General features: G+C 62.7%; 16 protein-coding genes. 8 read left to right on the top strand and 8 right to left on the bottom strand.

Features of this window, described 5'->3' with window-relative positions:
* The first annotated feature begins 20 nt into the window (after positions 1-20).
* The gene (crtD, locus tag Q1A52_RS20535) at positions 21-1571 is read left to right on the top strand and encodes a 1-hydroxycarotenoid 3,4-desaturase CrtD (RefSeq protein WP_300019571.1); all 1551 of its coding nucleotides are present in this window, start codon (positions 21-23) and stop codon (positions 1569-1571) included.
* On the top strand, positions 1568-2440 hold the full coding sequence (gene crtC / locus Q1A52_RS20530; protein WP_300019738.1) for a carotenoid 1,2-hydratase: 873 nt from the start codon (positions 1568-1570) through the stop codon (positions 2438-2440). Before crtD ends, crtC begins: the two co-directional genes overlap by 4 nt.
* A 3-nt stretch (positions 2441-2443) precedes the next feature.
* Here crtC and Q1A52_RS20525 read toward each other — a convergent pair whose 3' ends face one another.
* Genes Q1A52_RS20525 through Q1A52_RS20515 form a run of 3 tightly spaced genes read right to left on the bottom strand, consistent with a single transcriptional unit; the run spans position 2444 to position 5534 of the window.
* Positions 2444-2926, bottom strand: a complete 483-nt coding sequence (locus Q1A52_RS20525; RefSeq protein ID WP_300019569.1) for a TspO/MBR family protein — start codon at positions 2924-2926, stop codon at positions 2444-2446.
* A gap of 4 nt (positions 2927-2930) precedes the next feature.
* Positions 2931-3968, bottom strand: a complete 1038-nt coding sequence (gene crtB, locus Q1A52_RS20520) for a 15-cis-phytoene synthase (protein WP_300019567.1) — start codon at positions 3966-3968, stop codon at positions 2931-2933.
* Between the two features lie 21 nt (positions 3969-3989).
* Positions 3990-5534: a phytoene desaturase gene (locus tag Q1A52_RS20515; protein WP_300019565.1), complete on the bottom strand. Its 1545-nt coding sequence runs from the start codon at positions 5532-5534 to the stop codon at positions 3990-3992.
* Between the two features lie 106 nt (positions 5535-5640).
* Here Q1A52_RS20515 and crtA point away from each other — a divergent pair, with 106 nt between their 5' ends.
* From crtA to bchO, 4 genes are read left to right on the top strand one after another with little or no spacing between them, the layout of a single operon-like run.
* The gene (gene crtA, locus Q1A52_RS20510; protein WP_300019563.1) at positions 5641-6357 is read left to right on the top strand and encodes a spheroidene monooxygenase; all 717 of its coding nucleotides are present in this window, start codon (positions 5641-5643) and stop codon (positions 6355-6357) included.
* Entirely contained in the window at positions 6354-7358 is a 1005-nt protein-coding gene (bchI, locus tag Q1A52_RS20505; protein ID WP_300019561.1) for a magnesium chelatase ATPase subunit I, read from the top strand. Before crtA ends, bchI begins: the two co-directional genes overlap by 4 nt.
* Positions 7355-9007 carry a magnesium chelatase subunit D gene (locus tag Q1A52_RS20500; RefSeq protein ID WP_300019559.1) on the top strand — a complete coding sequence of 551 codons (1653 nt, stop codon included), beginning with the start codon at positions 7355-7357 and terminating at the stop codon, positions 9005-9007. The genes bchI and Q1A52_RS20500 overlap by 4 nt, the downstream gene beginning before the upstream one ends.
* A 6-nt stretch (positions 9008-9013) precedes the next feature.
* A complete protein-coding gene (gene bchO / locus Q1A52_RS20495; RefSeq protein ID WP_300019557.1) occupies positions 9014-9877 on the top strand; it encodes an alpha/beta fold hydrolase BchO in 864 nt (287 codons plus the stop codon).
* Here bchO and Q1A52_RS20490 read toward each other — a convergent pair.
* Both Q1A52_RS20490 and Q1A52_RS20485 read right to left on the bottom strand, forming a co-directional pair.
* Positions 9874-10929 (bottom strand): ParB N-terminal domain-containing protein, encoded by a 1056-nt coding sequence (locus Q1A52_RS20490; protein WP_300019555.1) that lies wholly within the window; start codon positions 10927-10929, stop codon positions 9874-9876. The genes bchO and Q1A52_RS20490 overlap by 4 nt on opposite strands.
* Complete coding sequence (locus Q1A52_RS20485; RefSeq protein WP_300019553.1) at positions 10926-12230, bottom strand: AAA family ATPase; 1305 nt, start codon at positions 12228-12230, stop codon at positions 10926-10928. The genes Q1A52_RS20490 and Q1A52_RS20485 overlap by 4 nt, the downstream gene beginning before the upstream one ends.
* Before the next feature lie 497 nt (positions 12231-12727).
* Here Q1A52_RS20485 and Q1A52_RS20480 point away from each other — a divergent pair, with 497 nt between their 5' ends.
* The gene (locus Q1A52_RS20480) at positions 12728-13408 is read left to right on the top strand and encodes a hypothetical protein (protein WP_300019551.1); all 681 of its coding nucleotides are present in this window, start codon (positions 12728-12730) and stop codon (positions 13406-13408) included.
* Complete coding sequence (locus Q1A52_RS20475) at positions 13405-14082, top strand: HD domain-containing protein (RefSeq protein WP_300019549.1); 678 nt, start codon at positions 13405-13407, stop codon at positions 14080-14082. The genes Q1A52_RS20480 and Q1A52_RS20475 overlap by 4 nt, the downstream gene beginning before the upstream one ends.
* A 73-nt stretch (positions 14083-14155) precedes the next feature.
* Here the strand turns inward: Q1A52_RS20475 and Q1A52_RS20470 are convergent, their stop codons facing one another.
* The 3 genes from Q1A52_RS20470 to puhE all read right to left on the bottom strand — a co-directional run bounded on the left by Q1A52_RS20470 (position 14156) and on the right by puhE (position 16695).
* The gene (locus Q1A52_RS20470) at positions 14156-14581 is read right to left on the bottom strand and encodes a c-type cytochrome (protein ID WP_299783925.1); all 426 of its coding nucleotides are present in this window, start codon (positions 14579-14581) and stop codon (positions 14156-14158) included.
* Between the two features lie 73 nt (positions 14582-14654).
* Entirely contained in the window at positions 14655-15869 is a 1215-nt protein-coding gene (gene hemA / locus Q1A52_RS20465) for a 5-aminolevulinate synthase (RefSeq protein ID WP_300019547.1), read from the bottom strand.
* Positions 15859-16695 (bottom strand): putative photosynthetic complex assembly protein PuhE, encoded by an 837-nt coding sequence (puhE, locus tag Q1A52_RS20460; protein WP_300019545.1) that lies wholly within the window; start codon positions 16693-16695, stop codon positions 15859-15861. The genes hemA and puhE overlap by 11 nt, the downstream gene beginning before the upstream one ends.
* Positions 16696-16705: the final 10 nt, after the last annotated feature.

Below are 16705 nucleotides of genomic sequence, written 5' to 3'. Positions count from 1 at the left end.
CTGCGAGTCAACAATCCCCTATGGCTGTTAAGACCCCTTCCCTGAGACGCCCGCGCCCGGAGGCCATCGTGATCGGTGCGGGTATTGCCGGGCTGGCCACAGCGCTCAGGCTGGCCACCGGTGGCATGTCCGTCACGCTTCTGGAACGCCACGGTCACACTGGCGGCAAGATCAGGACCCTCCCGAGCGACGCCGGACCGGTGGATGCGGGCCCCACGGTGCTGACCCTGCGCCATGTCTTCGATGCGCTTTTTGCCTGCGCGGGCGCGCGGCTCGACGATCATGTGACGCTGATCAAACAGGACATCCTCGCCCGGCATTTCTGGCCTGACGGCAGCCGCCTTGACCTGCATGCCGATGCGGACGCCACCACAGCCGCCATCGCCGATTTCGCGGGCGGCAAGGCCGCTGACGACTTCCAGCGTTTCAATGCCCAAACCGCCCGGCTGTTCGCGGCCTTTGACGCGCCGATGATGCAGGCCCCCCGCCCCCGGATGGCACAGCTGATCCCGCATGTGCTGCGCCAGCCGACGCTGATCCCCGCCATGGCCCCGCTGTCGACGCTGGCGGCATGTCTGAAAAAGCAGTTCAGCGATCCGCGTCTGGCGCAGCTTTTTGGCCGCTATGCCACCTATGTCGGCGGCGCGCCGCATCTCAGCCCGGCGATCCTGTCGCTGATCTGGCAGGCGGAATCCGCAGGTGTCTGGGTCGTCAAAGGGGGGATGCATGCGCTGACCGATGCCCTGACCCGGCTTGCGTTGGATCGGGGTGTCCACCTGCGCCGCAACACCCATGTCGACCGGATCGATGTTATCGGCGGGGCGGTCACTGGCGTAGAAATCAACGGCGGTGACCAGCTGGACGCCGACACGATTGTCTATGCCGGGGATCCGCGCGCGCTGGCCACTGGCAGCATGGGTGCCGCTCTGACCTGCGTTGCGCCGCAAACCGTCAGACTGCCCCGGTCCTTCTCGGCGCGCGTACACAGCTTTGCCGCGATCCCCTCGGGGGTCGACCTCGCCCATCACAACGTCTTTTTCGCCGATGATCCCCGGTCGGAATTCGACGACCTGATGGCCGGAAAAATCCCCCGCGACCCGACGCTTTATCTCTGCGCCGAGGATCGCGGCCAGGACAGCCCCCCTTGCACACAGGAGCGCTTTGAGATCATCTCGAACGCGCCGGCCACCTCAACACTCACCCCTCCAACGGATTTGGACCTATGGCATCATCAGATCATGCAGAGGATGGCGGATATGGGCGTGACTATGTCGCCGACACCGACCGCCACAACGATCACGACACCGCAGCATTTCGCCGAGATGTTCCCCGAAACGCAGGGCGCGCTCTACGGGCAAACGCCGCACGGGCTGACCGCTGCGCTGCAACGACCCACGGCGCAGACGCCGATCCGGGGGCTGTGGCTGGCGGGCGGCGGGACACATCCGGGCGCGGGCCTGCCGATGGCCACCCTCTCCGCCCGGCACGCGGCCGAGGCGATCTTGCGCGGCCAAACTTCGACATCAAAGTCGGGCCAAACGGCTATGCGTGGTGGTATGTCGACGGCCTGAGCGATTGCGGCACCCGCGCGGTCTCCGTGATCGGGTTCATCGGGTCGGTCTTCTCACCCTGGTACCGCTGGTCCGGGCGCAAAAACCCGCACAACCACGTCTGCATCAACGTGGCGACCTATGGTCCGGGCGGGCGCTTTGCCATGACGGATCGCGGGGCCTCCGCCCTGCGCCAGACCGCCTCGCGGCTTGAGGTTGGACCCTCCATGATGCGCTGGAATGGCGCGCAGCTGATCATCGACATCGACGAGGTCTCCGGGCCACCGCTGATCAACCGCCTGCGCGGGCAGATCCGCGTGACCCCCTCGGCGCTGACATCCGTGGAACTGCCACTGACCGAGGATGGCGCGCATATCTGGCGCCCCTTTGCGCCGAAATCACGGATCGAGGTCGCCATCGACCGACCGGGTTGGCAGTGGGAGGGCGAAGGATATTTCGACGCCAATTTCGGCACCCGCGCCCTCGAAGAGGATTTCAGTTATTGGACATGGGGTCGGTTTCCGACTGGCGGCGGGGCCACGTGTTTCTACGACGCCACCCGGCTGGACGGCTCACAGCTCGCGGCAGGGTTCCATTTTGACGGCGACGGGCACGGCACGGCGATCCCCTTGCCCCCCAAGACCCGCCTGCCCCGCAGCCTCTGGGCGGTAAAGCGCGAAACCCGGTCCGATCCGGGACCTGCGCCCAAACAAAGGCTCGGCATGCTGGACGCGCCCTTCTACACACGCTCGGCTGTGGAAATTCAGCTGGGCAAGGAACGCGTCACCGGCGTGCACGAAGCGCTGGACCTGCGGCGGTTCCGCAGCCCGTTGATCAAACCGATGCTGGCCGTGCGCGTGCCCCGCCGTCGGCAGTGGAGTTTCGACTAGCCTTTAAGACGGCACCGGCGGCGGGTGGCGCGCGACCTCCGGGTTCAACCGCCAGACGCCCGCGTTCAGCGCCGCTGCGATGGTCACCCAGATCAGGTAGGGCACGAACAGCAGGGCAGCGATCACATCCAGTGACCACATCGCCAAAATCCCGCAGAACACCGACAGCCAGAGCAGCGAGACAATCGCCATACCGAGGCGTATGTTTTTGAGACCAAAGAAAACCGGTGTCCACAACCCATTGAACGCGATCTGCAGCGCCCAGAAGGCCATCGCAACCCCGTTGTTTTCCAGCATCGCAACCCGCGCCCCGGCGGTCGCGATACAGATGTAAAGCACCATCCATGTAACCGGAAACACCCAATCGGGCGGGGTGAACCAGGGCTTGTCGAGGCTGCGATACCAGGGACCGGGCGCAAACAGCCCGCCGGTGACGCCTGCCGCCAAACAGGCCGCGACAAAGATGCAGAAGAGGAACCAGAACATGCGCCTAGGTAAGACCAGTCCTGCGACCGGTCAAGCGCTCACGTTGCGCCTGCCTGCGCGCCTCCAGCGTCGCCAGCACCGAAATCAGCGTATCGCTGCGCGATGTCGCGGTCGTGTTGCGCGCCGCCGCCGAGACCAGGAACTGCACTTCGGGCAGCGGTTTGGCATAAAGCACCGGCGATCGCGGCATCACCAGACCCGCCGCAGTCAAGAGCATCGACTGCCCCAGCCAGCCGATTTTCTGTGCCTTGCTCGTACGCGCCCGGGCCGAGATGGAATCGTACCCCATCGCCGTCAGCTGCCCACCGATCCCCGCATAGATGAACCGCGCGGCGTAAATCCCCGGCCGACACCCGCGCGGCAAAGCCCCGACCCCGGCCTCCGAGCGCATGTAAAGCCGGTTCGCCTCCATCACCAGACGTTTGACCATCTTGCGCAGGGCCTTGGTGGGTTTTGGGTTGGCAAGGAAATCCTCGACGTCCATGCCCGCCTCGTCCAGCCAGTCGAGCGGCAAGTAGATACGGTTTTCCAGGGCATCCTCGCCCACGTCGCGCGCGATATTGGTTAGTTGCATCGCCACGCCCAGATCGCAGGCCCGCGCCAGCGCATCCGCATCCCGCACGCCCATCAGCACACACATCATCGCCCCCACGGCGGAGGCAACCCGGGCGGAATACGACCGCACGTCGGACAGCGTGTGATATCGGCGCCCCTCCGCGTCCCACGCGAGCCCTTCCAGCAGGGCATCGGGCAGCGCGCGGGGCATCTGAAAATCCTCGACAATCGCAGCAAAGGCCCGGTCTGGCGCCGCATTCTGCGGCTGACCCGCATAAACCGCATCCAGCCGGTCGCGCAGCCGCAACACCGCCTCTATCTTCTCGGCCTTCAGATCAACCTCGTCATCCGCCAACCGGCAAAAGGCATAGAGCGCCAACGCCGGGTCACGCACCCGCGCGGGCAACAGACGGGACGCTGCATGAAAGGACAGCGATCCATGCCGGATCGCCTCGCGGCAGTGGTCAAGATCAGCAGGCGCAATCACTGGGCATCCTCCCTTGCATCCTCATCGGACCGGCTCCGCATCCGGCACCAGAGCGCTCAATACTTCAGCCGTGGAAATCACCCCCGGCACCCCTGCCCCGGGATGCGTGCCTGCACCTACCAGATAGAGACCCTTCGCCTCTTCGGAGACATTATGCGGGCGAAACCACGCGCTTTGGAGAATGCGCGGCTCGATGGAAAACCCAGCGCCAAAGGGGCTGAGGTAGCGGTCCCGAAAAGTTTCGGGTGTGAACACAACTTCGGTGCTGATTGTCTCCCCCAACCCGGGCAACAGCTGATCCTCCAGCACCTTGAGCATCTTCGCCTTGTAGCGTGGCTCTTCCTCCGCCCAATCGACACCGTTGTCATGCCCCAGATGCGGCACCGGGCTGAGCACATAGAAACTGTCATCACCCTCGGGCGCCACGGACGGGTCCGTCACCGACGGGCGATGTACGTAAAGGCTCATATCATCGCAGAGCTTGCCCTTGATGAAGATATCCCTGAGCAGCCCGGTATAGCGCGGCCCGTTCAGAATGGTGTGATGACCCACATCCGGCCACTGATCCGCAGTGCCTTTGGTGCCGAAATACCAGACAAACAGGCTCATCGAATAGCGTGTCCGCGCCAGACGTTTCGGCGTCCAGCGGCGTTTTTCGTGATTGCGCAAAAGGGTGTTGTAGGTGTGCCCGGAATCCGCATTGGAGATCACCACATCGGCGCCCATTTCCAGACCGGAGGCCAGCCGCACGCCGGTCACGGCGCCGTCGCGGACGACGATCTCATCCACCTCCGTCTCCATCAGCAGCGTGCCGCCCTGATCCTCGATCACATCCGCCATGGCGCGTGCCATGCCCGCCAGACCTCCCATGGCATAATGCACCCCGAATTCCTTCTCGAGATAGGCCACGAGGATATACATCGACGTGACACGCATCGGGTCACCGCCGATGAACAGTGGATGAAAACTCAGCGCCATGCGCAGTTTTTCGTCCTTCACGCGCCGCGCCGCATGGGTATAAACCGACCGATCCGCGCGGAGCATCGCAAAGGTGGGCAGCACCTTGATCAGCTCCCAGAGCTGATGCATCGACCGACGGCCCAGATCCTCGAACCCGAACCAATAGCGCGCGGCACTGTCTTTCAGAAAACGGTCGAACCCGGCAACATCATCGGGCGCAAGCTTTGCCACCTCGGCGCGCAGCTTGTCGGTGTCCTGCTGCGCAACGAAGGTCGTGCCGTCCGGCCAGCGGATTTCGTAAAAGGGATCGAGAGACGTCAGCGTCACATCCGCATCGAAATCCCGCCCGCAGGCCGCCCAGAGATCACGGTAAAGCTGTGGTACAGTCACGATTGTCGGCCCCAGATCGAACCGATGTCCGTCCTGCCAGATGGCCGACCCCCGCCCGCCGGGCACATCCAGCTTGTCGATGACCGTGACCCGGTAGCCCTTTGCCCCCAGCCGCATCGCCGCCGCCAGCCCGCCCAGGCCCGCACCGATCACAATCGCCCGGTTTCGTCCCGCCGTGGCGGCCTCAGCAGATTCGATGGGATCAACACGTGTCATCACATTCGTACAGTAGATGTGTCTAGTTAACTTGACAATTGCGTTCTTCCAATTCGGGCTTTTGCGTGTCAGACTTACTTGACACTTGGGACAAATACCGCGCGCAATGACCGACACACCCATTGTATCTTTGAGCTTTTTTCGCTTTGCGCGCCCAACCGCGCGGCTCTGGGCACTTGCGATGATGGGCTTTGCACGCTTTGCCCTGCCAAAGGCGCCGGGCATCGGTTTCTGGAAGCTCTGCGGCTCCGGTACGGGCGAAGGCTTCACGCCCCTGCCCAACACCGCCGTCTATGCGATTCTGGCCAGTTGGCCGGATGAGATGACGGCGCGCACCCAGATCGAAAGCGCCCGGATCTACACGCGCTATCGCCGTCGCGCGTCAGAAAACTGGACGGTATTTCTGGAAACCACGTCGGCGCGGGGCCAGTGGTCGGGAAAAACGCCCTTTTATGCCACTGCGAAGACGTCCAAAGGCCCCCTCGCCGCCCTGACCCGCGCAACGATCAAGCCTGCCATCGCGCTCAAGTTCTGGCGACGTGTGCCGGATATCAGCCGGATGATCGGGGCAGACCGGAACGTCATCTTCAAGATCGGTATTGGCGAGGTGCCGCTCTTACATCAGATCACCTTCTCCATCTGGCCGGATGCCAGCGCCATGGCCGGATTTGCCCGCGAAAACGGACCCCATGCGGCGGCCATTCGCGCCGTACGGGACGGGAACTGGTTTTCCGAAGAACTCTATGCCCGTTTCGCCATTCTCGGCGACACCGGCTCCTGGGGCGGAAAGAGCCCGCTCGACACGTTGGATCTGCACCTATGAACACCCCCTTCCCTTTCTCCGCCATCGTCGGTCAGGAGGCCATGAAACAGGCCATGGTGCTGACGGCGGTTGATCCCGGTATCGGCGGGGTTCTGGTTTTCGGCGACCGGGGCACCGGCAAATCCACCGCCGTGCGGGCGCTAGCGGCCCTGCTGCCCTCTATTCGGGCTGTGGAAAGCTGCCCCGTCAACTCCGCCAAAAGCGCGGAATGCCCCGAATGGGCCGAGTTAGGGTCGAAAAACCTGGTCTCCCGCCCGACGCCCGTCATTGATCTGCCCTTGGGCGCGACCGAAGATCGGGTGGTCGGCGCGCTGGACATCGAACGCGCCCTGACGCGCGGGGAAAAGGCGTTTGAACCCGGCCTGCTGGCCCGTGCCAATCGCGGCTATCTCTACATCGATGAGGTCAATCTGCTGGAGGATCACATCGTTGATCTGCTTCTGGACGTCGCGCAATCCGGCGAGAACGTCGTGGAACGCGAAGGGCTGTCAATCCGCCACGCCGCGCGTTTCGTGCTGGTCGGATCCGGCAACCCCGAAGAGGGCGAATTGCGCCCGCAACTGCTCGACCGGTTTGGCCTGTCCGTCGAAGTACGGTCCCCCAATGACGTCGCAGAACGGGTCGAGGTGATCAAACGCCGCGATGCCTTCGAGACCGATCACGCCGCGTTCATGGCCCACTACGGTGCCGAGGACGCAAAAATCCGCGACACGATCCTGAAAGCCCGCAAACGGCTGCCGAAAATCGCAACCCCTGAGCCTATTCTGGAGGATTGCGCCGCGCTCTGTATCGCCCTTGGATCCGATGGGCTGCGCGGAGAATTGACACTGCTGCGCACCGCCCGCGCGCTGGCCGCCTATCAGGGAAAGCGGAAACTGAGCCGTGACCATTTGCGGGCAGTGGCCCCCTCCGCCCTCTCCCATCGCCTGCGCCGCGATCCGCTGGATGAAGCCGGATCCGGAACCCGCGTCCTGCGCACCGTCGACGAGGTTCTGGGGTGACGCCGGACGCGGACAGCTGGGCGCGTGCGGCGCTCTGCCTGCGCCTGCTGCTGTCCGCCCCCGGATACCTGGCGGGCACAACCATCCGCATGCGTGCCAGCCCGGAGCGCGACCGGCTGCTCACCCCCCTGGAATCGCTGCACATGCGGCGACTGCACCCCTCTATTTCCGACGAGCAATTGTTTGGAGGCCTCGACCTCAGCGCAACCTTGAATTCCAGTCAAATAATTGAAAATAAAGGAATATTATCTGATCCACGCACGATGGTTATCGGGATGGCCGAGCGTTGCGGCAGCGATCTGGCCGCCAAGCTGGCCCATCAGATGGATCGCGATATCGGTCATTGCCTCATCGCGCTCGACGAGGGCGCCGAGCCGGATGAAACCCTCCCCCCTGCCCTCGCCGAACGCCTGCCGTTTCACATCGCGCCGGAGGGTCGCATGCCAAAAGACTGGCGGGTTGTCCCCGCGGGGACACTGTCGGTGACGCCCGCAGCGGTGACAGCCTCCGCGGCAGATGCAAAGACGCTGGCCTTGCTGGCGGCACAGTTTGGCATCGACAGCTTGCGCGCGCCGCTGATGGCCTTGCGTGTCGCCCGCGTGCACGCCGCCACCCATAAGCGCACTTCTCTGGAACAGACGGATCTGGAGGTCGCAGCACGTCTCGTGTTCCCGCACCGGGCAACACGCCTGCCGCAAGCCGAACCAGAAAGCGAGGCGCCCCCGCCCCCCAATCCCGAAACGGGCCAAGAAGCTGAAAGCGACGCGTCGCCCCCCATGCCAGAAGGCGACATGCTGGTTGAAGCGGTGCGGGCGCTTCTTCCGCCGGACCTTCTGGCCGGGCTTGTCCCTGCGGGGACAGAACGGCGCATGGGCGGAGACGGCGCGGGTCAAAAGCGCAAGGGCAATCGGCGGGGACGGCCCCTGCCCTCCCGGCCCGGCAGGCTGGACGGCCGCAGCCGGATCGATCTCATAGCGACCCTGCGCGCCGCCGCGCCGTGGCAGCCGATCCGACGCAAGGCCCAGCCGGATACGCCGGGACTGCTGATCCGCCCGTCTGATATCCGGCTGAAACGCTATGTCGAACAGTCCGACCGGCTGTTGATCTTTGCCGTGGACGCCTCCGGCTCCGCAGCCGTTTCCCGCCTGAACGAAGCCAAGGGCGCCGTTGAACTGCTGCTGGCGCAGGCCTATGCGGCGCGTGATCACGTGGCGCTGATTTCTTTCAGAGGAACCACCGCCGACCTGCTGTTGCCGCCGACCCGATCCCTGGTGCAGACCAAACGGCGTTTGGCCAGCCTGCCCGGCGGCGGCGGCACGCCTTTGGCCACCGGATTGCAGCAGGCGCTGGCACTGGCCACACAGACACGCAGCAAGGGCCTCACGCCTACATTGATCGTGCTGACCGACGGGCGCGCGAATATCGCGCTGGATGGCAGCACGAACCGCACCCAAGCGATGGAGGACGCCGAACAGACGGCCCGTGTTTTTCGTGCCCACGGCATTCAGACGCTGGTCATCGACATGTCAACGCGCCCACAGGCGGGCCTGAAGGCCCTGGCAGGCCAATTCGACGGCCAGTACCTCCCATTGCCCCGCGCAGACGCACAGGCGCTCACAGGCGCTGTGAGCGCCGCTCTGCAGGGGTAGCGGCCCATGCGCTGGCCACCCCCTCCAGATTGGCCGAATGCGGCGCTGTCGCGCCAGGTGCTTGCCGCACCGCACAGGTGGCACATTCAGGAAACGGGCGCAGGTCCGACGATGCTGATGCTGCACGGCGCCGGGGGCAGCACCCACTCCATGCGCGGGCTGATGGCCAAGTTTCGGGAAAGCTATCATATCGTTGCGCTCGACTTGCCCGGGCAAGGGTTCACCCAGCTCGGGGCCAGACATCGATGCGGACTGAACCCCATGGCCGAAGACATCAAGGCGCTCTGCGATCAGGAAGACTGGCACCCCGACATCATCATCGGCCATTCCGCAGGTTGCGCGCTGGCGTTGAGACTGTCGCAAATGATGCTGTCCCCGCGGGGACAACCTCTCAGAATTGCCGGGATCAATCCCGCACTGGACACATTCGACGGCATCGCTGGCGTGCTCTTTCCCGCGCTCGCCAAGATGCTGGCGGCCATTCCGTTCAGCGCCAGCCTGTTCTCGGCCACCTCCGGATCGCCTGCGCGGATCAAGGCTCTAATAAGGGGTACAGGCTCTGAACTGGACGCGGAGGGCCTGGATCTTTACCGTCGCCTGGTGGCAGATCGTGATCATGTGGACGCCACATTGCTCATGATGTCGCAATGGTCCCTGACCGAATTGTCGCGCGCGTTGCCTGAGATTGCGAGCCAGGTGCTGTTCCTCGCAGGCGGCAAGGATGGCGCGGTCCCGGCAAAGGTTTCTCACGAAGCGGCAAAGCGCATGCGTGACGCACGCGTGATCGATCTGCCGAGCCTCGGCCATCTCGCTCATGAAGAAGCGCCGAAAGAAGTTGCGGCACATATCAGGGATTTCCTGAAAACCTAATCCTTGAGACTGTCCAGAAACGCGCGCGCGGCAGCCTCCAGCCGACGCGGCTCAATAGACCCGAAGTCATGATCCAGCGTCACCTCGAACCGCCCGGAGGACGCAGTACATTTCGCAACCCCCTCCGGACGGTTCAGTTTGATGGTGGTCTTGGCGGAAGATCTGGACGTCGGCGCCTTAGCCTTTTTCGGCTTAGCCTGCCCGCCACTGACGGCGCTGCGCAGCAAGGAGAGCTCCAGGGCGGCATCGCGATCCGACTGGCTGTTCAGCACCGCGCGCACCTGTCCGGCAAAGCGCTGGTTTTCCTCCAGCAGTTTCACCAGGCTCAAGCCCGTGGCCCGGGGGATCACCTCGGGGTGCTTCAAATCCCCGCCCAGCACCGTCAGCAGCTGTGCAAAATGCCGGATGTAGCTGCGTTTTTGCCGTCCGGCAGAGGCATAGAGCGCCTCGATCGCCGACGCCACGCTTTGCCCGCTCCGGCTGGCATAGGACATGGCCAGCTGCGCCATCTCCGCAAAGGAGATATCGCGCCGCACGAGGTTTTCATCCACCATGCGCCGGTAGAGGTGATCGAGCTGCGCACCGCGCGCCTGCAGCGTCGCGGGGATCTGCGCAAAGCGCGCCTCACCGGTTTCGGCAAAGAGCTCGCGGTAGGCGCTAAGACGACGAAAGCCCTGAATGAGCTCATAGCCGTCGGCAACTTCCTCTACGTGGATCGGATTAGACAGGCCCACGGCCAGAATGGAGGCTTTCAATTCGTCCAGCTCCGGATCGCGATCCGCCGACCGATCCCGGGTCAGTTTCACTGCCGTGATCTGGTCCAGCGCCACCATCCCGACAATCTGGCCGTTTTTCTTGAGCGCCACGTATTCATGAGCCAGCCGGTCATTCTCGGCCCGGATCTCGGCCTCTGCAGCCTGACGCGCGCTCAGGGCGTCGGCGTTCTCGGAAATCGCCGCTGCCATGGGTCCACGGCGGGCAGGGGCCTCGTCTGTCCCCGCGGGGACAGCCGCCTCGTCGAAGTCGATGTCAAAGACGCGCCGCTTGCTCATGCCTCATCCTCCAATTGATCCCATGCCGCGCAGAGATGTCTGTGAAACTCCCCGTAGGCCTGATCGAAACTCGCCCGGGCCCGTCGCCAGGTTTCGCGTGTCATGTCGCGGTAGTCGATCTCGTAGATCGACGACAGGAACCGGCCCGATTGCTCCACCGCGCGGGTCATTTCAATCGGGTGTTCGGCGACCCTATCGCCCCAGACCTTGATGAAGGCCTGCTGCATCGCGCGGTGCAGGTCGTTGTTGGGCTCGAACCTAGTGAGCAGGAACCGCAAGTCCAGAAACACCTTGGGCAGGTTCATTGTCCCCGCGGGGACAAGCCCGTTGAAACGGCTGAGATCCTCCAGCGCCTCGGACAGCTGACCGATGAAGGACGTGGTGCTGTCGTACTCCCAGTAGCCGGGACCGGAGGGGATGTAGAGCATGTCGGCGGCGAAGACCGCGTTCATCGACTGGTAGCCAATGGCGGGCGGGCAGTCGAACAACACCAGGTCGTAGGCATCGGCAGGCAGCTGATCGAGAAAGCGCGAGACAGCAGCAAAGAACGACCATTCGGGGTTCAGGTGCCGGTATTGGGCAGAGGCAAACTCCACAAAGGCCGCATTGGCGCAGGAGGGCACGATATCGATGGTTGGCCAGTTCGTCGGTTTGATGAAATCCGCGGCGCGCAGGTCAGCAAGCCCCATGTCGGTGATGCTGGCGGGCAGGCGGCGTTGGGGCAGGGCGGTGCCGCTCTCCGCCCCTTGGCTGGCGCGGTTCATCCGTTCCGTCTCGCTCGCCAGATCGCGCGCCATGATGCCCCAGACGGTGTACTCCTCGGCCACATCGCTGAGGCCCATCGAATGGCTGAGCGTCGCCTGCGGGTCAAAATCGACGCAGAGTACGCGGTAGCCGTCCAGGGCCGCGGCATGGGCAAAGTGCAGGGCGACAGTGGACTTTCCCGCGCCGCCTTTGAAGTTCGCAATGGCCGCCCGCATCGCCCGTTTGCCGACGGGGCGATAGGGCATCAGAGACTTGCGGTTCACCTTGAGGCGGCGGCGCAGCTCGTTGATTTCTTCGAGGCTGTACCAATGCTGGCGGCCATCGGCCTCCACGGTGCCCTGGGGCAGGGTAGGGTCCGCCGCGAGCCGTCCACGCATAGTCGACTGGTTCACCTTGAAAATCAGCTCGGCCACTTCCCAGCTGGAAAAGCGGCGCAGGGTCTTTTCGTTCTGCGGGCTATAGGTCTGCTGCCGAATGAACCCCTGCATCTTAAGAGATTGCGCCTGCAGCCGTGCCAGATCCGTATGTGTAAACATGGAATGCCTGTATTCTTATGTCCCCGCGGGGACGCTAATTCTTGTTTTTTCCAGATTTACGCGGATTTGGAGAAAAATGCAAAAGCGAATATGGTCACAAGAGCAGATTTCCGCAGACACAAGGGACGTGGGTACAAAGGGGATATGCATTACTGTGGTGATTCCCTGCAGGAGACACTGCCCCTCGTGATAGGACGAGATATTGGGGGACGGTTTTTATCACCCCACATCCTATTGGGGGACAAAACTATAGAAATAGGGGACATATTGAACGTCCCCCAATACCTTTAAACCAGTTTTTCTTTCTGATTTGAGGCGTGTCACCAGCACTCGAATTACTTCAAGCTTGACAGAATCGTTCAATCGGACGCAAATCAGGGAACCACATTGAAAAGCGGCGGGTTTTCCAGACCGAGCCGAGAGAGGCTGACACATCAGCCCGTTTCTGAGGCAGTACCGGCCAATGGCCGTACATCACATAAAATGAGGGCAGTTCCATGCTTTCCACGAAACCGGTTGGTCGTGGGGCGTCTGCACGCAAATATGATCTGTTGACCGCTTTGGGGGCTTTTGCCCTGTCGCAGGGCAAGCATGATCAGCGCAGAGCGCTCCGACTGATGACCCTGATCACCGCGCGGTACAATTGGGCCCGCGACGAGCTTGCCGTGGGGCAGCGCGAAATCGCGCGGCTGTGGTCCGTTGATGAACGCACCGTGAAACGGGAGATGGCACTGCTGCGGGGCCGGGGCTGGCTGGTGGTGAAACGCCAAGGCGCGCGCGGACGTGTGACGCAATACGGGCTGGGGATCGAGCAGCTGTTGGCGGACACTGCCGTCACATGGGCCTGCGTCGGTTCTGACTTCGAAGTGCGCATGGGTCAGGGGGATACGCCACCGCAGGTCGTGCCCTTGCCCGTACGCGGATCCGTTGCCGCCCCCGACGTCTCCAACGGTACGGAATGGGCGTTGGCGCGGCTTGTCCTGCATACCGAGGACGCAGGCACATATGCCAGCTGGATCGCGGCGCTGGAACGTGCGGAAAGGGCAGGGGGGCGTTTGACCCTGCGCGCTCCGTCCCGCTTTCACGCGGCCTACGTGCAGACGCATCTGGAGCGCCGCTTGCTGGCGGCTTGTCAGGATGTCGACGCCGATGTGGCAGAGGTCAGGATTGTCGTATGAGGTCGGTTGCCAGCCGGTTTGCACCCTATCAAGAGCTTGCGGAACACTTGCTGCAGGCCACCATCAGCGAGCCGATGGATGCAGCGCATGATGTCGGGCATCTCCTGCGCGTCTGGGGGAACGCCGAAAGGCTCATGGCAGAGGAAGGCGGTGACAGGTCGGTCCTGACAGCCGCGACATTGTTGCACGATTGCGTTCACGTGCCGAAGGATTCACCGTTGAGATTATCTGCTTCGAGCATGGCAGCCGAAAAGGCGGGACGCGTGCTGGACAGCCTGAACTGGACCGCAGGGGATGTCGAAAAAGTAAGACATGCCATTGAGGCCCATAGCTTTTCTGCTGGTATTGTACCGACTACGCTGGAGGCGAAGATACTACAGGACGCGGACCGGCTGGACGCCATAGGGCATATCGGGATCGCGCGCTGTTTTCATGTGTCGGGCCAGATGAACCGGCCAATCTGTGACCTGTTCGATCCGGGGGCAGATCGCCGGGCGCTTGATGACCGGGCCTTTGCCATGGATCATTTCCAAACCAAGCTGTTGACGTTGACCGGTTCTTTTCAGACCGCCACAGGACGGCGGCTTGCGCGGGTGCGGCACGATAAAGTGCGAGATTTCCTGAATGGGTTGCTGGAAGAGGTTTTGCCTGACGCGATGACCGTTTCACATTAAAGCGTCAAGGTGCAGGCAAAAATATAGCCACCGCCCGGGTCACGAGCGACGGCTTGTTGTGTGTTCGTCAGGTTTAGCTCTGTGGGCCTACCGAAGCGAGGTAGGCTGCAACGTCTTCGCCACCTTTTTTCAACTTGAAGGCCATGCGCGATTTGGCTTTGGAATCGTCAAGATAGGTGCGCAGGAATTCGCGGGGGTCCGCTGTGTATTCCGCCAGGGTCGTTTCATCCCAGACGAGGCCGGCTTCTCCGGCGGCAACCAGGTCATCGCCATAGCGGAAGTCAGCACTGCCGGCTTGGCGACCGATAACACCATAGAGGTTCGGGCCGGTCTTCCCGCCCTTGACGATCACCTCGCCGTCATCCGTCTCGATCATGTGGCAGGACTTGCACTTGTTGAAGGTCTTTTCGCCAGCTGCTGCGTCACCTGCCGAATGGCCGTCGGCGAATGCCGGGGCGGCAAAGCTGATCGCTATGATGGCTGCAAAGGTACGTATCATCGTTATCTCCTTAGTTGCTTGGGGTACAACGTAGGAGATATCGATCAGAGTCAACAGTCACAATGTCGCGCGCTCAGGCCACTGCGTGCGATATTGCGCATTGCTTCCACAGCTCCTTGAGCGCGAGCACAAGTTTTTCGATATCATCGACACTGTGCAGCGGGGAGGGAGTGAAGCGCAGCCGTTCGGTGCCCTTCGGGACGGTCGGGTAGTTGATGGGCTGTACGTAGATTCCGTACTGCTGCATCAGGTAGTCCGCGATCATGCGGCACTTGACCGGGTCCTTGATCATCACGGGGATGATATGGCTGGGGTTGTCCAGATGCGGGATACCCTCCATATCCAGCCGTTTGCGCAGGTAAGCGACGCGCTCGCGTTGGAGAATGCGCTCTTGGTCGGACTGCTTGAGGTGCCGGATCGAGGTTTGCGCGGCGGCCGCCACAGCGGGGGGCAGGGCGGTTGTGAAGATGAAACCGGAGGCAAAGGACCGGATAAAGTCGCATAGGGCCTCAGAACCCGTGATATAGCCGCCCACGACGCCGTAGGCCTTGCCCAGGGTGCCTTCGATCAGGGTGATGCGGTCCGCCAGCCCTTCGCGTTCCGAAATGCCACCACCGTGCGGTCCGTAGAGGCCCACCGCGTGCACCTCGTCGAGATAGGTCATGGCACCATGCTTCTCGGCCACTTCGACGATCTCTTGCATCGGGCAGATGTCGCCATCCATGGAATAGACGCTCTCAAACGCCACGATCTTTGGCGCGTTGGCGGGCAGGGCGGCCAGTTTGCGGTCCAGGTCTTCCGGGTCGTTATGCCGCCACAGCACCTTGTTGGCGCGGGAATGCCGGATGCCCTCGATCATCGAGGCATGGTTCAGCTCGTCGCTGAGGATCACACAATCGGGGATCCGCGCGCCCAGCGTGCTGAGCGCCGCCCAGTTCGAGACATAGCCCGAGGTAAAGAGCAGCGCCTGTTCCTTGCCGTGCAGGTCGGCCAGTTCCGCCTCCAGCAGTTTGTGATTGTGGTTGGTGCCCGAGATGTTGCGCGTGCCACCTGCGCCAGCGCCACAGTTGTCGATCGCCTCCTTCATCGCGTTGATGACAGAGGGGTGCTGCCCCATGCCCAGATAGTCGTTCGAGCACCAGACGGTGACGTGATCAGGGCTGTCCTCATCATGGCATTTCGCGGTCGGAAAGGCCCCTGCCTTGCGCTCCAGTTCCGCGAAGATGCGGTAGTTGCCATCGTTTTTGAGCTCATCGAGCTGTGTCTGGAACAGTGCATCAAAGTCCATGATGTCCCCCCTTGATTTTAGCTGTCGGTATAGGTTGATTTTGATTTTTTGTCGGCGCGTCAGTTGGCATCATCCAGCGCCAGAGTTTCTCGTCCGGGATCGGCAACACCATCATCCAGTGCTCGAAAAGCGCCAAGGCAGTGATGGCGGTCAGCAGGGTGAACCCTGCGGTGGCGCCTGCGGTCTCGGCGGCATAGAGCCGTTCCAGCCAGCAGGCTGCGGCAAAGGTCAGCGCGGTGATGGAGATCGGGAAAAACCAGTTCATGGCGCGGTGCCGGAAGTGGCTCGGCAGATGGGCGAGCGCTCCGGGCAGGAAATCGATGTTGATCTTGGGCACGCCGAAAAACAGGTTCAGCTTGGCGGAGAGACGCGCGAAGAACAGCACCGCAAAGGTCCAGGTGGCGAATTTGTTCTCGGCGCCCAGATTCCAGTCGATCAGCACCATGGCAATGAGCGTCGCAACTAGCAGCATCTCGTGGTAGGCGAGCGTGCCCCAGGCGCGAATAAACCGCTCCCATTCCGGGACATTCTCAGGCAGTTTGTGGTCGTTGGGCCCGGTGATGATCCCGGTCAGGAACGCCAGCTCGATCCAGCCCCAGATCGCCAGAGCCGCAACAAAGCCCATGTAGGCCCCGAAAGCCGACGTATCCTGCAGCGAGGCCCAGAAACCCAGACAGCCAAGCCCGAGGAACGGCAGACCCAGCAGCACCGCGCGTTTGCGGGCGGCAAACCCGTTGCGATCTGCAGATTTGACCACCCAAAGGATCGCACCGGTGGAAAACCACCACAAAAACAGCGCAAAAAGGGCAGGCGTCCAGAGGCTCACGGGTCACGTC

It is taken from the genome of uncultured Roseobacter sp., assembly GCF_947488185.1.
GTDB lineage: Bacteria > Pseudomonadota > Alphaproteobacteria > Rhodobacterales > Rhodobacteraceae > Roseobacter.
Note: the sequence above shows the minus strand (reverse complement) of the source record. Positions and strands in the feature narration are given on the sequence as shown.

Excerpts from the sequence above, each read along its gene's own strand:
- crtD (WP_300019571.1), top strand. The coding sequence starts at position 21 with ATGGCTGTTAAGACCCCTTCCCTGAGACGCCCGCGCCCGGAGGCCATC.
- Q1A52_RS20525 (WP_300019569.1), bottom strand. The coding sequence starts at position 2,926 with ATGTTCTGGTTCCTCTTCTGCATCTTTGTCGCGGCCTGTTTGGCGGCA.
- Q1A52_RS20515 (WP_300019565.1), bottom strand. The coding sequence starts at position 5,534 with ATGACACGTGTTGATCCCATCGAATCTGCTGAGGCCGCCACGGCGGGA.
- crtA (WP_300019563.1), top strand. The coding sequence starts at position 5,641 with ATGACCGACACACCCATTGTATCTTTGAGCTTTTTTCGCTTTGCGCGC.
- bchI (WP_300019561.1), top strand. The coding sequence starts at position 6,354 with ATGAACACCCCCTTCCCTTTCTCCGCCATCGTCGGTCAGGAGGCCATG.
- bchO (WP_300019557.1), top strand. The coding sequence starts at position 9,014 with ATGCGCTGGCCACCCCCTCCAGATTGGCCGAATGCGGCGCTGTCGCGC.
- Q1A52_RS20490 (WP_300019555.1), bottom strand. The coding sequence starts at position 10,929 with ATGAGCAAGCGGCGCGTCTTTGACATCGACTTCGACGAGGCGGCTGTC.
- Q1A52_RS20485 (WP_300019553.1), bottom strand. The coding sequence starts at position 12,230 with ATGTTTACACATACGGATCTGGCACGGCTGCAGGCGCAATCTCTTAAG.
- Q1A52_RS20480 (WP_300019551.1), top strand. The coding sequence starts at position 12,728 with ATGCTTTCCACGAAACCGGTTGGTCGTGGGGCGTCTGCACGCAAATAT.
- Q1A52_RS20475 (WP_300019549.1), top strand. The coding sequence starts at position 13,405 with ATGAGGTCGGTTGCCAGCCGGTTTGCACCCTATCAAGAGCTTGCGGAA.
- Q1A52_RS20470 (WP_299783925.1), bottom strand. The coding sequence starts at position 14,581 with ATGATACGTACCTTTGCAGCCATCATAGCGATCAGCTTTGCCGCCCCG.
- hemA (WP_300019547.1), bottom strand. The coding sequence starts at position 15,869 with ATGGACTTTGATGCACTGTTCCAGACACAGCTCGATGAGCTCAAAAAC.